Source organism: Acinetobacter modestus (assembly GCF_014636095.1).
Taxonomy (GTDB): Bacteria; Pseudomonadota; Gammaproteobacteria; order Pseudomonadales; family Moraxellaceae; genus Acinetobacter; species Acinetobacter modestus.
Genome location: NZ_BMDV01000005.1, coordinates 176622 through 191243, shown reverse-complemented (window position 1 = coordinate 191243; position 14622 = coordinate 176622). Strand labels below are relative to the sequence as shown.

The following is a 14622-nucleotide window of genomic DNA, read 5'->3' as shown; positions in this document are numbered from 1 at the left end:
CAAATTTGCCATATAACTATAGTTAGCTCTCTCTATGCAATATTCCAGTCCACACCACTGTATTGAACGTGCAAAGAAGCTGATCGAAGTCGGGGACAAGGTTAGCTTGCGATATGCGGCACTCGAACTCCGAATGGCGATGGAATTCTTAACGTATGAAAAGTTAGATGCTACAGGCAACCATATTCCAAAATATATCGTTGATGCTTGGCAACCACCTCAAGCGGTTAAGGCACTTCTAGAGTACGATCAACTCGGAGACAAAAGTTTCAAGATCTTCGCTGGTATCGAAGAGGAATACGGAAAGCCTGCAAAGGATATGAAGCTTGTTGGAGAGCACAAATCACTCGGGTTCAAGTGGCTTAGGAAGCACTACAACAAAGTTGGAAAATATCTGCACGGCCATCGAACTACTGAAGAGCTCATGCCTGAGAAAGAGCTAAAGAACTATCTACAAGAAGTTGCTGCCGCTGTTGAAGAAGCCAACTCTGGCAATATTCGAGGTGCAGCTTTCATTCAGCCATTTGACGTAACGTGCGAGAAATGTGGTCAGCCATTCGTTGTTGCAAAATGCTCACTGGAAAATACAAAAAAGTTTTATTGCTTCAACGCCAACTGTCGTGCTGAGTACTACGGTGAGCTAACTGGCGAAAATTCAGCAAAATTTTGTCTCTTAGCTACCACATTTGACTGTGCCACATGTGATGCCAAAATCTCAGTTGAAAACCGTCATCTAAAGCTTGGGTTCAAGTTCAAGTGTGGAGAGTGCAAAACTGAACACGAGTTGTGTTCTAGACAATGGGGTTATGTAGCAAATGTTCCGAACGGTGAGAGCTAACGCGGGCGTTATAATTTGAAGATTCCACAATTTTGAAAAAACAAAGCCGCTATAAAAGCGGCTTTATTAAATAATTAGATTAATCTAATTATTCATCATCCATCATTGACTGGCTCATACCTACAGTATTGAAACCACCATCAACATAAAGGATTTCACCGGTAATACCTGAAGCCCACGGCGAGCAAAGGAATAATGCTGCATTACCCACTTCTTCAATCGTTACATTACGTTGTAATGGAGCGATTTTTTCATTAGCATCTAACATTTTACGGAAAGACTTGATACCAGATGCAGCCAACGTACGGATTGGACCGGCAGAGATCGCATTCACACGAATCCCCTCTTTACCCAAACTTAATGCCAAATAACGTACACCCGCTTCTAATGATGCTTTTGCCATTCCCATCACGTTATAGTTTGGCATCACACGCTCAGAACCTTGATAAGTCAAAGTCAATAAACAACCTTTACGTGCTTGTAATAATGGTTTTGCCGCACGAGCCATCGCGACAAAACTATAGGCACTAATGTCATGTGCAATTTTAAAACCGTCGCGATCAGTCACGTCGGTAAAGTCACCATCCAACGTATGTGCAGGTGCAAAACCAATCGAATGCACAACACCGTCTAAACCATCCCAGTGTTTTGCCAACTCAACAAAAGTATTGTCAATTTCCGCATCAATCGCTACATCACAAGGGAAAACCAGTGTTGAACCAAACTGCGCTGCAAAGTCATCAACACGCTTTTTTAGCTTTTCATTTGGATAAGTAAATGCTAACTCTGCGCCTTCACGGTGTAATGCTGCCGCAATACCGAAAGCAATTGATAATTTACTTGCAATACCAGCAATTAAAAAACGCTTACCAGCTAAAAGTCCTTGTGACATCTTATTCTCACTCGAAAAATTTTCACCACATCATGCCAACATTCCTGATTTTTCGGAATTGCATAATCCACCTTTTTTACAATCTTGCATAAAAAAATCGCCTTCATCTGAAGACGATTTATGTTTTATATTAATTTAAATTTAATCATCACCTTGAATTAGGCTTAATAAGCGCATGAATGAATAGTACATCCACACTAAAGTCGCAAGTAAAGCAATCGCACATACCCATTCAAATGCTTTAGGAGCGCGTTGTGCTGCTGCATTTTCAATAAGATCAAAATCTAAAATCAGATTAAGTGATGCAATTACTGCAACAAATGCAGCAAAACCGATACCTAACCAATTGCTTTCAAAAATATAAGGAATACTTGAGCCAAAGATCAACCGTAAAACGATCTGCACAACAAAAACTAAAGCAATCGCAATAGAAGCTGAAATTACAATTGCCTTAAATTTTTCAGTAGCACGAATAATTTGGAATTTATATAACGCAAATAAAACCAAGGTTGTAACAAAGGTCGCAAGCAAAGCTTGTAAAGGAACACCTGGAAACTTCAGTTGAAAAATAAAAGAGATACCACCTAAAAATGCACCTTCAAATAATGCATAAGGAATTGCTAAAGCTGGTGCAGTATTTGATTTAAAAGTGGTAATCAAAGCTAAAATTAAGCTCCCAATAATTCCAACAATTGTTGCAGCATACGCAATTGAAAGATTAGCAGTGATTGCACAATAGAAAAATAGCGCCATTCCCAATACAGCTGCAATCACTGTCAATAATACTGACTTCTGAATAGCACCTTGAATGGTCATTGGCTCAGTTATATCAGTATAGGTTTCCACCCGAGTTAAAATTGGATTATTACTTTGCATGTAAGCTCTCTTTTTATAGTAAGCAAATAAAAATTGAGTTTATGATATTTTTTATTCAATCCCAATATTTTTTACATTTAATAAAGCTTTAATTTTTTTGCAATTTATTGATAGCTAATCAATTAAAAATATATGAAACAAAGTACTTGATTGCAAAATTAAAGCACATTTTATAACTATAACTTTCATTCCGTAGCGAGAACCATAAGCTTATATTTACAGTCGAGATATCTTTATACCAAGTGAATTAATTTTAATAAAATCTGTATTCATCTAAGTAACATAAGCAATAAAAAAAGGAGTCGCATTTTAGGACTCCTTTTTAAATCATTTCTTAGATTAGAGTGAAATATTACAGCTCTTTTAGCTAAAGTGCTGCGGTTGCTCATCAACAACTTCTGCTTGTAACTGATTCATCTGTTTTTCCAACAAACCAAATAAAGCGGCTTGGATCATATGCTGTGCAACGGTTGGTGTCTGATCACCCAAAATCTTTTTAACATCTTCACTAAATTGAATTTTAACCAAAGGCTCTGCTTCCGAACCAGCATTACGCAAGGCAAGCTCTCCACCTTCAAGTTGAACTAACTCGAGAACGGCTTCTTGGCTACCAAATAACTCTTTTAACTGTTGCATTGACATACAATTACTCCATGTTTCTACATGGTGGCAAAGCGCTACTGCACTTTGCAATCTCACGTCTTATTTATATAAGTGCTATTCACTCATATTTCAAGTCTATGTTGTACTCGAATTAAAACTCAACCATTTCATTACGAAAACCGTCAATCAAATGGCTTAACTCTCTGTGCCATTCTCGTAATATTTTCGCATCAGGTAACCATGCTTGAGGACTTTGAGTCACCTTAATAATCAAATTCGATGAGGTCTCATTTTCAGGCTCTGGTGCTGTTGGCTCTGGTGCGTACTGACATAAACGATACGCACGTTTGAGTTCTGCAATAAAACCATCTTTAGCAAGTTGCTGTAATACTGAAACTTCTGGTGAGACTTGTCCTTTAACTGCCATCTGTTCTTCAATCGATTTAAACGTTGGTTGTAAATCATTTAAACGATAATAACGCACTAATTCTTGTAAAAACGCTAAAATTGCCCCGTGTAAATGAAATACTGCTGCCTCACGATATGCCTGCGCTTGTTGAATATGTTCAGTTTGCTCAGCTTGTTGACATGCAAGTCGGGCAAAATACAATTTTTGATTGGTACGATCAGCATGGTAGCGAGCAACACGAGACATAATAAATCCCTTTTTCAGTTCATTTAAATCAAGACTGATTGTAAAGCGAATTGATGCTGAAACAAATAGCACTCACAACATCAATTCAATACGATAAAGTTTTCACTTGGCAATGACTTGAATCGGTGGATCAATCGGACGAATATTGCGAATAACCCAAGCCAAATATCCTTGAGCCCAATACGTTGCACAAGCAGCATCAACTTCATCAGATTGCCACGGATTCACTGATTCAATATCTACAAGTGCAACTGCGAAACCAGTTTCTTCATCGCCATCATTCAAAAGAAAATTTTGATTCTCTACAATCATCAAATCTTTCAGTGGCAACATTTCAGGTTGCCATGAGCGAACTTCAAGTGTTTTAATTTTCTTGGCTATTCGCTCAGCATTTGGCGCAACCATTGATAAAGCAGTATATTGCTTTAACATCGATAATTAAGCTTTGTCATCCGCAGCTTTAACACGAATGCCTTGGCTTTTTACTTTCAAGGTGTTTAAACCTTTAATTGCTTTAATCGCTTCACGAGGGTTTGGCATTTCAACAAAACCGAAACCTTTCGATTTTCCTGTTCCTTCATCTTTGACCACGACACAAGACTCAACTTTTCCATATGCTTTGAATAAGTCGAGAATTTCCGCATCAGTCACATTACGGTCTAAATTACGAACTAAAATTTTCATGCTAAAACCTAAAAGATGATTCATCTGTTTAATCAATGAATCAAAAGAAATTGAATCTGCCTAGTTTAATCGAAATCAATCCCAAAACCTAAATTGATTGCAGTAGTGCGAGAGCGATTACTTTGACCATAGGCACGTGGAATATCTCGATGAATCTGAACATCGACTAAATGTTGAGGTAAATCATTGAGGAAGTAGCTTTCTATTTTTCTTCCTAACTCATCATATTGATCTTGTGACCATAAATTTAAATTTTGTTTGGTTAAAATCAACTCATTTTCTGCACGCGTCAATGCGACATACAAAACACGCCTCTCCTCTTCGACATCATCAAAATCCCCCTGCGCCCGTGCATGTGGATATTGATTTGGAGATACATGTGGAACATAACAAACCTTTTGTTCAGCTCCTTTTGCAGAGTGAATCGTAATCAAAGTCACTAAGTCTTGATCGGGTGTCTTATCAATTTCTGATATCGAAATTGGGTCAAGTACATATTCTTCTAAAAATTCACCAAGTGAATGATGCTTACGTGCTAATTGTTTCACCAAATCAAAATCTTTGACTCTGCGTGACCAATCTTTGGTTTTGTAGTTATTTTCTAATTGCTCATTTAAAGCATCCAAAGCTAAGCCGATACAAGCTTCTACATGCTGCTGTAATACATCTAATTGCATCAAGATCAAAATCGCTTTTTGTGGCACTTTGCCATGTCGTTCTAATCGCTGACAACGTGCTTCGATATCAGGCAACTGAATGAGCTCTTGCGCTAATTTACTTGCCCCAACATCACCTACACCATCCCAAAGCGTCAAAAAGCGCATCCAAGCTAAATCATCCTGTGGATTGACACTGACGCGAAGCAAACTTAAAACATCTTTGACATGAGCGGATTCAAGCAACTTTACGCCACCGATAAATCGATAAGGAATATTCGCCGCAATCAAAGCCCCTTCCAAATACCGCCCGCTAAAACCTGAACGTAATAGAATCATATGCTCTGCCCAAGCAGCACCCTGCGAATGCCGTTGATTTAGATCTTGAACAATCCAATTGGCTTCTTCAAACTCATTACTCAGGATATGCAATTGTGGTTTTAAACCCTTTCCTCGATAGGCTTGTAAATGCTTGTCATAATCAATTTGGCTTTGCTCAAGTAACCAATTGGATAAATCTAAAATACCTTGGGTCGAACGATAATTCATTTCTAAAGTCAACACTTCAGCATCTGGTACACGCTCTTTAAAGTGATGAATATTTTCAAAATCTGCACCACGAAAACCATAAATAGATTGAGCATCATCACCAACACAGAATAATTTCACCTTACCTACCAAAGGCTGCAATAAAGCCCATTGCAGTGGATTAGTATCCTGCATTTCATCGACTAACAATGCTGAACAGAAACCCGTCACCCACTTCACCAACTCAGGTGAGTTTTGTAAATGCACCGCCACAATCGAAAGAATGTCGTCATAATCGAGGAAATTACGCTCTTGCTTGCGCTGCTCATAGGCTTTCATCAACTCGGCGATTTGCGACTTATACTCTACAGCTTGCGGTAATTGCTCGAATAAAGCATCAGATAATTTGGTTTTCGTGTTCCGTGCATAAGAATATAAATCACATAATTCAGCAGCTTTTGGCAACACATTACCTTTATCCTTACCACGCAATAAGCGGAACATCAGCAATTGATCATCTCGATCAATGATACTGAATTGTGTCAAACCAAAAGCGCGTGGATTACGGCGCAAAAGATACATACAAAAGGTATGAAATGTTGAGGCACGTAAACCTTTGGATTGTGCCCCCATATGTTGTTCAACTCGCGTAACAATCTCACTGGCAGCTCGCCGAGTAAACGTTAAAATTTGGATCTGCTGTGCAGGTAAACCTTGATCAATTAAATATGCTGCTCTAGCTACAATCGTTTTGGTTTTTCCACAACCCGCCCCTGCTAAAACTAAACAGTTATGCGCAATCGTAGTGGCTGCTTGTTTTTGTTGAGGGTTGAGTTCATCAATTAGCTTGGCGAGCGTCATAAAATTGGTCAATCAGAAATGAAGTGCTATTTTAGCAGACTAAAACTGCATCGCGGTTTTCTACTACCAAAACAAAAAGAGCATGTATCAACATGCTCTCAATATTTCAATAATTGTCGAATGTTAAATCACAGTTGAACTGTGTGGGAGCTGTTTGATTGCACTTGCAAAAGTTAAATAATTAATCCCTTGAAAAAGGATATCAATCGCGAGAAACATACCAAGTACCCAAAATGGTGAATCAGGTGACGATAGAATGAGAATACCTGTTAAAAGTGTTAATACACCAGAAAACAACACCCATCCCCAACCTGAGATCGGTCTTAAAATAAAGGCATTAACACTACGTATAATTCCAGCAATAATCAATGCGATTGCCAATAAATTGGTCAAAACCACTGCTGTAATCACGGGCGTAGTAAAAGCGAAATAACCAGCTGCAATATACAAAACGCCGAATAATGCCCACAACCACCGTGTCCCACCCTGAAAGACCATAAATGCAGCGATAAAATGTAAAATACCGCCGAGCATCATAAGGACACCAAAAAGAAGGACCGCTGATAATGTTGCAAAAGGCAGTGCAGCTAAAAGAACTAAACCAAAAATAACCAATAAGACACCTAATAACAGATACCATTTACGATCAGCGTGTAGCTGATTGCGAATCAGATCGTTACCCACCGTTTTCATCATTATTTACTCTTTTATCATCAATGTTATAGCTCTATTTTGAGCGTGTTCCATACACGATATTGTATAAAGCATGTTGAGAAATAATGACCGAATGTCAGGAAATCACGCTTTTTATTACATTGATCTTTTTATTTGATTGGTATGGATAAGTCAGAACTTATCCACAGATTATTGAACCCATCCTATCTCTTTTGCTGTGAGCAGACTAATAACTGTTTGTTCTAAATCATCAGGCATTTTACTTTTTTGCTCTGATAAAGGGATTCTCCCCCCCATAATTTCGGCTTCAGTTTGAGGATATAGGGGTCTTTTCTCGTATTGAGCATAGCCAATTGGAAAAAGTGGTTCGCCATTGGCTAAATTATATTTATCCGTAGCACCAAAACCATGAAGCAACTCATGTACGAGCACAACATTATTCTGTCTTTCTTGCTTATGAGCTGCGAATAAATTGACTGAACCAATACGACCTCGCTCAAGCGCAGTAGAGTGTTTTAACTCTTTTGTATTTTTTGGATCATAATAATTCAAATACAAAGTTAAACTTGGAGAACCATCTATTGATTCATGTTGTTTCCAAGCATAGAAACGAAACTTTAAACTCCACAATATATTATTGATAACACTTAGTTGTTCAGGTGTCTTAGGTGGTATTTGTTGTAATTCACGTCCTATCTGAACCATAAAATAACTGCTTTTCCCACGATATTGTTGACTATTTTTTTCTAAATACTGTTTGACCTCATAGAAATCATCTAGCTGTAATTCTTGGATATATTTTTGAGTAGAGGGTAAGCCATCAGCATTGATGGGATGTAGCAGAATATTGATCGGTTGGTTCCAGTCTTGGTTTTGATCACGATACGCATTAATTGCTACAATCAATAAAACAACTAAAAGACATGCAACCCTAATATTTTTCCACATTGAAGCTCTATTTCTGTTCGCCTGTTGTCGTGCCATTTTTTTTCTTCTTTTTTAAATACATTTGACTATCTTCTATCTTAGTTTCAAATAAATTTAACATTTTTATTAAACCAGATAATTTTGCACGACCATAATTTCTAGAGTCAAAATCAGGTTTAACTGCTGTAATATATTGTCCAACTATTGATAAATTAGCCCATCCATTATCTTCTGTATTATCTTTCACAGCTTTATAAATTAAATTTAGTGTTGCTCTATCAATAACAGAAGTATCTCGCTTATCATCAGAGTTGATTGTTGTCTCACTAAGAACAGTCTCATCTTTTTGAACAGCATTTTGTTTATTATTTTGTTTAACAGTTAGATCATTAGGTTCGAAATTAGGTTCAATATTACTAACAACTCGTTCTTGCTCTTCAATTAAATTTTCTACATAAATAAATTTATCGCAGGCGCGAATAAATGCTTCAGGTGTTTTACTACGTCCAAAACCATAAACAATTAAACCACTTTCTCGAATTCTTGAAGCTAATGGAGTAAAATCACTATCACTGGATACAATGCAAAAACCATCTAGTGCACCACTATAAAGTAAATCCATCGCATCAATAATTAGAATCATATCAGTAGCATCTTTACCTTTTGTATAAGCAAATTGCTGTACTGGCGTTATAGCGTGAGGTAATAACACATCACGCCATTTTTTCAAAGTGTCACTACTCCAATCACCGTATACTCGTTTTACGCTAGCAATACCATATTTAGCAATTTCTTCTAAAATGGATTCAACTGAATTGACCGAAGAGTTATCAGCATCAATCAATACCGCAAGCTTCTTCGGTTTTAACTCCATTTAAGCTTCAACCCATTTTCCATTCTGGAATACTAGACTCCACTTGGTTTGTTTACCTTCCGCAGTTTCTGAACCAACATACTGCTCTTGATTCTTACGGCTAAATTTAACAACTGTCGGATTACCTTCAGGATCAGTATCAGGAGCTTGCAGCAAGAATTGATATTTTGGATCAAGTTGTTCAGCTACGCTACGTAATTCAGATACTTTTGGTGCACGCGTTTCACGAATTTTCGGGAATTTACTTGCAGCCAAGAATAAACCAGCAGCGCCATCACGCAAGACAAAGAAGTCATCATGCTTCGTTGAACGTAGATGCTCCATTTTGATTGGGTCTACGCGTGGTGGAGCAGGTTGACCACTCTTGAGTACCTTACGAGTATTGTCACAGCTAGTACATGCGAAATATGGACCAAAACGACCCGTTTTAAGCTGCATCTCACCATCACATTTATCGCATGGGATAGTCGGGCCATCATAACCCTTGATCTTGAATTCGCCTTCTTCGACTTCATAACCATCGCAATCAGGGTTGTTACCACAAACATGTAATTTGCGACCACCATCCACGACATAGCTGTCCATCGCAGTACCACATTTTGGACAACGGTGTTTTGACATCAAATCAGCAGTTTCAGCACCATCATCATCTGATAACGCAGCTAAAGATTCGACTGGCGTAAGGTTTAAAGTACCTTTACAGCGTTCTTTCGGTGGCAGGTTGTAACCTGAACAACCCAAGAATACCCCTGTCGTCCCTGTACGAATTTGCATTGGACGAGAACATTCAGGACAAGCAACATCAGCTACTTCAATAGGCTGATTGCGACGCATACCGTCTTCGCCTTGAGCATTGGTCAGGCGCTTTTTGAAGTCACCGTAGAATGTATCTAATAGCTCTTTCCAGTTACGCTCACCCATTGCAACACGGTCTAATTGACCTTCTAAATCAGCGGTAAAAGCATAATTCATCAGGTTATTAAAACTTTCATCTAGGCGGTCGGTAACAATCTCACCCATCTTCTCGGCAAAAAGACGACGGTTTTCGAGCTTCACATAACCACGTTCCTGAATGGTGGAAATAATTGCAGCATATGTCGATGGACGACCAATGCCTTTTTTCTCTAATTCTTTCACCAAAGACGCTTCAGTAAAGCGTGCAGGCGGTTTGGTAAAATGCTGACTCGGATCAAGTTTTTCTAACTTAAGGACTTCACCAACTTTCACCGCAGGCAATAAAATATCATCATCAGATTTATTGGCACCACGAACACGGGTAAAACCATCAAATACCAGTGTGCGGCCTTTCGCCTTTAACTCAACATTTGACGCTTCAACAGTCAACGTTGAAGATAAATATTCAGCTGGTGTCATTTGACAGGCAACAAATTGACGCCAAATCAAATCATATAACCGTTGTGCATCACGCTCTACGCCCGCAAGTTTATCACCAGTCAAAGCAACATCTGAAGGACGAATGGCTTCATGGGCCTCTTGTGCACCCGCTTTATTGCCATAGCGATTTGGCTTGGCAGGGACGTATTTTTCACCAAAATTTTGTTGAATATGATTACGCACCATATTCACAGCGTCATCACTCAAAAAGGTTGAGTCTGTACGCATATAGGTAATAAAACCACCTTCATACAAACGCTGCGCCAGCATCATGGTTTTCTTCACAGAGAAACCTAAACGCGTACTCGCCGCTTGTTGTAAGGTTGAAGTGATATACGGAGCGCTCGGATTAACTTTAGTTGGTTTATCTTCGCGTAGTGCAACTTTATATTCAGCATCTTTCAATACACTGAGTAAGGCATCAGTTTCAGCTTTATTTTTAAGCTTAAGTGTTTTACCTGCTTGCTTAACCGCTTCTAAGCGAATGTCTTCTTTCTTGGAAATGGTATCTGCAAAAACTTGCCAGTATTCTTCTGGAATAAATGCACGGATTTCACGTTCACGTTCAACCACTAGTTTTACAGCAACGGACTGCACGCGTCCTGCCGATAGACCACGGGCAATCTTTTCCCAGAGTAATGGTGACACCATAAAGCCCACCACACGGTCGAGGAAACGGCGCGCCTGTTGAGCATTCACACGGTTTAAATCAAGTCGTGTTGGCTGTTTAAATGCTTCTTGAATGGCATTTTTGGTAATTTCGTTAAAGACCACACGATGGTAGCGACTATCATCCCCACCAATCACTTCTCTTAAGTGCCAAGCAATCGCTTCTCCTTCTCTATCCAAGTCCGTTGCGAGATAGATTGCATCGGCATCTTTGGCGAGTTTTTTCAGTTCGGCAACCACATGTTCTTTGCCTGGAAGCACTTCGTAATGTGCAATCCAATCATGCTCTGGATCCACACCCATACGATTAATCAGTGCGGACTGGGCTTTTTCGGCTTTCTGTTCATCCGTCAGTTTAGTACGAGTTGCGGGCTTCTTTTCAGTGGATTTCGCCCCGCCTCCTGTCGGTAAATCACGCACATGACCCACCGATGACTTCACCACATATTGTGAACCTAAATATTTATTAATTGTTTTCGCTTTTGCAGGCGACTCCACAATCACTAAGGCACGTTTCTTTGCAGCAGGTGTAGGAGCTGCTGTGCTTTCTGAAGCAGAGCGTGGAGTATTCGCCATAATAAATCGTTTTTCCTATAATCTAATCAAATAATTAGCGCTGAGCTAATTCATGTAAATATGCTTTCATTGCTTCAAGCTGAGTGGCTCTTAAATCAGTTTCTTCATCCCAATATAGCCCGACACAGTTTGCCTGCATATCAATAGCATAAACTCCTGTTAATGCAATGGGTGAATCATTAAATTTCTGATCCCCTTGCACCACCTGAAGCTTGCCATCCACGACTCTTGCACGCATCAAAGCTAAACGACCTTCTGGAATCAGTACACTATAATAAGCCACCATACTGGCACGCTTTTCAGAAGCCATTGGAATTTTTGTCCAGTCAGGTGCAACGATTAAACGGGGATGTAAGCCCATTTTTCTAGCTTGATCACGCATCATACCTAACGCTTTTTCTCGAGGACTCACACGCAGACCAAAAATCGAGCCCAAGACAAATAGAACTATCGCAACTGTAATCCAAATTCCAACATTACTCATAAACTTGCCCAAAACTTCCTTTTATTAGCGTTACATAAGTTTGAGTTAAAAGGCAAGTTTTCCTTACAATTGTATTCGGAATAAGAGTTAAACTCGGAAATATAATTATAATTGAAGCTTATTAATTTAAAGTTTTAAAATATTATTCATTCAATGAATGACGAACTTTAAAACTACACCTTTATTATTCAATATTATCACCATCAATAATGTGGTGGTTTATTACTCATCGGATCAAAAGGAGCAATCCCTTCCGATAAATCAGAAGATTCAACTCGACGATATAAAAGTTGCATTTGTTTTTTTAAAATTGCAATTTCTTGAGTCTGAATTGCGAGCTGTTGATTTAATTGTTCAACTAAATCGTCTAAAAATGCAATTCGGACTTGCAAATCTTCAATGGGTGCGGACAATGACGCGTGATCATCAAATTTTTGTGGTTTAGTCATTTCAGACCTCATCTGAACTCTTAGGAAACATTATGGCCTACATTACTTTAAGGGATGTCCATCTCGCATTTGGCGGACCTGCCCTACTCGACGGCGCGAACTTTAACCTAGAACGTGGCGAACGAGTCTGTTTAATTGGTCGTAATGGCGAAGGCAAGTCTACTTTATTAAAACTGATTGAGGGAAGTTTATTACCTGATACAGGTGAAGTTTCGATTCAAAATGGTTTAACTGTTTCAATGTTAGCCCAAGACGTGCCGATGGATTCAGGCAAAGTGGCCGATATTGTTGCTGATGGTGCAGGAGAAGCAGCAACCGTACTCAAAGACTACCATGAAGCAAGTGATGCCTGTGTATTAGGTGATATGGAAGCTTGCGATCGTATGGGCATGTTGCAGCATAAACTTGATCAGCTCGATGGTTGGGCACTTGAAAACAAAGTAAATACCATTTTAGGTAAAATGGGGCTAGATCCAAATGCAGATTTAGCAGACCTATCAGGTGGACGTAAGCGTCGTGTGCTCTTGGCACGTGCCCTACTTACCCAACCTGATGTGTTATTACTGGACGAACCGACAAACCATTTAGATGTAGAAAGTATCGAATGGTTAGAAAAGTTCTTACTTGATCAAAATAATCTAACTCTTTTATTTATTTCACATGACCGTTCATTTGTAGATAGCATTGCAACACGTATTGTTGAACTCGATCGTGGTGTTTTACGTGGCTATGAAGGCAATTATTCACGCTATTTAGAGCTCAAAGCTCAGCAAATGGAAGCTGAAGAAAAACAAAATGCTTTATTCGATAAAAAATTAGCAGAAGAAGAAGCTTGGATTCGTCAAGGCATCAAAGCACGCCGTACCCGTAACGAAGGCCGTGTCCGTGCCTTAAAAGACTTACGTGAACAATCTAAAGCGCGTCGTTCACAGCAGGGCAAAGTCAGCATGGCGACACAAGAAGCTCATCGTTCTGGTAAGTTAGTGTTTGAGATTGAAAATCTAAGAGTCAGTTATGGTGAGCAACCGTTAATCAAAGACTTCTCAGCGATCGTATTACGTGGTGATCGTATCGGTTTAGTCGGCGATAATGGTGTGGGTAAAACCACCCTGATCAAAGCGATTTTAGGTGAAATCGAACATAGCGGTGCGGTAAAAACAGGTACTCAACTGGAAGTGGCTTATTTTGACCAACTGCGTAATGCACTTGATCTTGAAAAAACCGTGATGGCCAACGTGTCTGAAGGTTCTGATTTTGTCGATGTGAACGGTAACCGCCGTCATATCTATAGCTATTTACAAGATTTTTTATTCTCACCAGAACGCGCTCGTACGCCAGTCAAAGCACTGTCTGGCGGTGAGAGAAACCGTATCCTATTAGCAAAACTGTTACTCAAACCATCGAACTTGATCGTGATGGATGAGCCAACCAATGACTTGGATATGGTGACACTTGAGTTGCTTGAAGAAATGCTGTCTGACTACAAAGGCACTTTGTTACTGATCTCGCATGACCGTGCTTTCATGGACAATGTCGTCACTTCGACTTGGGTATTCGATGGTAAGGGCAATATTGATGAATACATTGGTGGCTATCAAGATTACTTGGAACAACGCCCTGACCAAAAAGTGGTTGATCAGAAAAGTGATGTGAAAAAAGCACAAGCTAAAGCCGAAGCAGCGGTTGCCGCAGCATCAGCATCAAAGAAGGTCAAGCTGAGTTATAAAGATCAGCGTGAGTTAGAACAACTCCCTGCTGAGATGGAAAAGCTAGAAAAAGAACAAGCCGAACTTTCAGCAAAACTTGCAGATGGTTCTTGGTTCGTCTCTGACGCTAATGCTGCAACTTTAGCGAGTCAACGTTTAGCAGAAATTGAAGAATCTTTGCTTGAGAAATTAGAACGTTGGGACATCTTAGAAAATATGTCGAAAGGCAATTAATCAGATGATGAGCATCTATCCATAAAATGATAGATGCTCT

Annotated in this window: 15 protein-coding genes; 2 read left to right on the top strand and 13 right to left on the bottom strand. The window is 39.3% G+C overall.

Annotation, left to right across the window (positions count from 1 at the left end; translation table 11 throughout):
- Positions 1–34 precede the first annotated feature (34 nt).
- Positions 35–838, top strand: a complete 804-nt coding sequence (locus IEV17_RS12605) for a hypothetical protein (protein ID WP_004659058.1) — start codon at positions 35–37, stop codon at positions 836–838.
- A gap of 88 nt (positions 839–926) precedes the next feature.
- Here the strand turns inward: IEV17_RS12605 and IEV17_RS12600 are convergent, their stop codons facing one another.
- The 13 genes from IEV17_RS12600 to IEV17_RS12540 all read right to left on the bottom strand — a co-directional run bounded on the left by IEV17_RS12600 (position 927) and on the right by IEV17_RS12540 (position 12642).
- Positions 927–1730, bottom strand: a complete 804-nt coding sequence (locus IEV17_RS12600) for an enoyl-ACP reductase FabI (protein WP_004659060.1) — start codon at positions 1728–1730, stop codon at positions 927–929.
- Positions 1731–1871: 141 nt separating this feature from the next.
- Positions 1872–2606, bottom strand: coding sequence for a Bax inhibitor-1/YccA family protein (locus IEV17_RS12595; RefSeq protein ID WP_004659062.1), 735 nt, complete (start codon positions 2604–2606; stop codon positions 1872–1874).
- A gap of 363 nt (positions 2607–2969) precedes the next feature.
- Positions 2970–3248, bottom strand: coding sequence for a hypothetical protein (locus IEV17_RS12590; protein ID WP_004659064.1), 279 nt, complete (start codon positions 3246–3248; stop codon positions 2970–2972).
- A 112-nt stretch (positions 3249–3360) separates the two neighbouring features.
- Complete coding sequence (locus IEV17_RS12585) at positions 3361–3864, bottom strand: DUF6586 family protein (RefSeq protein WP_004659066.1); 504 nt, start codon at positions 3862–3864, stop codon at positions 3361–3363.
- A gap of 102 nt (positions 3865–3966) precedes the next feature.
- A complete protein-coding gene (locus IEV17_RS12580) occupies positions 3967–4296 on the bottom strand; it encodes an ASCH domain-containing protein (protein ID WP_004659068.1) in 330 nt (109 codons plus the stop codon).
- A 6-nt stretch (positions 4297–4302) separates the two neighbouring features.
- Entirely contained in the window at positions 4303–4548 is a 246-nt protein-coding gene (locus IEV17_RS12575; protein ID WP_004659070.1) for an RNA recognition motif domain-containing protein, read from the bottom strand.
- Between the two features lie 65 nt (positions 4549–4613).
- Entirely contained in the window at positions 4614–6593 is a 1980-nt protein-coding gene (locus tag IEV17_RS12570) for an ATP-dependent helicase (protein WP_004659072.1), read from the bottom strand.
- A 123-nt stretch (positions 6594–6716) separates the two neighbouring features.
- On the bottom strand, positions 6717–7289 hold the full coding sequence (locus IEV17_RS12565) for an HdeD family acid-resistance protein (protein WP_004659074.1): 573 nt from the start codon (positions 7287–7289) through the stop codon (positions 6717–6719).
- Positions 7290–7457: 168 nt separating this feature from the next.
- Positions 7458–8216, bottom strand: a complete 759-nt coding sequence (locus tag IEV17_RS12560) for a hypothetical protein (protein ID WP_004659076.1) — start codon at positions 8214–8216, stop codon at positions 7458–7460.
- A 7-nt stretch (positions 8217–8223) separates the two neighbouring features.
- Entirely contained in the window at positions 8224–9069 is an 846-nt protein-coding gene (locus tag IEV17_RS12555) for an NYN domain-containing protein (protein WP_004659077.1), read from the bottom strand.
- On the bottom strand, positions 9070–11709 hold the full coding sequence (gene topA / locus IEV17_RS12550) for a type I DNA topoisomerase (RefSeq protein WP_004659079.1): 2640 nt from the start codon (positions 11707–11709) through the stop codon (positions 9070–9072).
- Between the two features lie 34 nt (positions 11710–11743).
- Entirely contained in the window at positions 11744–12193 is a 450-nt protein-coding gene (locus IEV17_RS12545; RefSeq protein ID WP_004659081.1) for a hypothetical protein, read from the bottom strand.
- A 203-nt stretch (positions 12194–12396) separates the two neighbouring features.
- A complete protein-coding gene (locus tag IEV17_RS12540) occupies positions 12397–12642 on the bottom strand; it encodes a SlyX family protein (RefSeq protein WP_004659082.1) in 246 nt (81 codons plus the stop codon).
- A 32-nt stretch (positions 12643–12674) separates the two neighbouring features.
- Between IEV17_RS12540 and IEV17_RS12535 the strand changes: the two genes are divergently transcribed.
- Positions 12675–14582: an ATP-binding cassette domain-containing protein gene (locus IEV17_RS12535; RefSeq protein WP_004659084.1), complete on the top strand. Its 1908-nt coding sequence runs from the start codon at positions 12675–12677 to the stop codon at positions 14580–14582.
- Positions 14583–14622: the final 40 nt, after the last annotated feature.

Bases quoted from the DNA above. Each gene is read 5' to 3' on its own strand.
- IEV17_RS12605 (WP_004659058.1), top strand. From the start codon at position 35: ATGCAATATTCCAGTCCACACCACTGTATTGAACGTGCAAAGAAGCTG.
- IEV17_RS12600 (WP_004659060.1), bottom strand. From the start codon at position 1,730: ATGTCACAAGGACTTTTAGCTGGTAAGCGTTTTTTAATTGCTGGTATT.
- IEV17_RS12595 (WP_004659062.1), bottom strand. From the start codon at position 2,606: ATGCAAAGTAATAATCCAATTTTAACTCGGGTGGAAACCTATACTGAT.
- IEV17_RS12590 (WP_004659064.1), bottom strand. From the start codon at position 3,248: ATGTCAATGCAACAGTTAAAAGAGTTATTTGGTAGCCAAGAAGCCGTT.
- IEV17_RS12585 (WP_004659066.1), bottom strand. From the start codon at position 3,864: ATGTCTCGTGTTGCTCGCTACCATGCTGATCGTACCAATCAAAAATTG.
- IEV17_RS12580 (WP_004659068.1), bottom strand. From the start codon at position 4,296: ATGTTAAAGCAATATACTGCTTTATCAATGGTTGCGCCAAATGCTGAG.
- IEV17_RS12575 (WP_004659070.1), bottom strand. From the start codon at position 4,548: ATGAAAATTTTAGTTCGTAATTTAGACCGTAATGTGACTGATGCGGAA.
- IEV17_RS12570 (WP_004659072.1), bottom strand. From the start codon at position 6,593: ATGACGCTCGCCAAGCTAATTGATGAACTCAACCCTCAACAAAAACAA.
- IEV17_RS12565 (WP_004659074.1), bottom strand. From the start codon at position 7,289: ATGATGAAAACGGTGGGTAACGATCTGATTCGCAATCAGCTACACGCT.
- IEV17_RS12560 (WP_004659076.1), bottom strand. From the start codon at position 8,216: ATGTGGAAAAATATTAGGGTTGCATGTCTTTTAGTTGTTTTATTGATT.
- IEV17_RS12555 (WP_004659077.1), bottom strand. From the start codon at position 9,069: ATGGAGTTAAAACCGAAGAAGCTTGCGGTATTGATTGATGCTGATAAC.
- topA (WP_004659079.1), bottom strand. From the start codon at position 11,709: ATGGCGAATACTCCACGCTCTGCTTCAGAAAGCACAGCAGCTCCTACA.
- IEV17_RS12545 (WP_004659081.1), bottom strand. From the start codon at position 12,193: ATGAGTAATGTTGGAATTTGGATTACAGTTGCGATAGTTCTATTTGTC.
- IEV17_RS12540 (WP_004659082.1), bottom strand. From the start codon at position 12,642: ATGACTAAACCACAAAAATTTGATGATCACGCGTCATTGTCCGCACCC.
- IEV17_RS12535 (WP_004659084.1), top strand. From the start codon at position 12,675: ATGGCCTACATTACTTTAAGGGATGTCCATCTCGCATTTGGCGGACCT.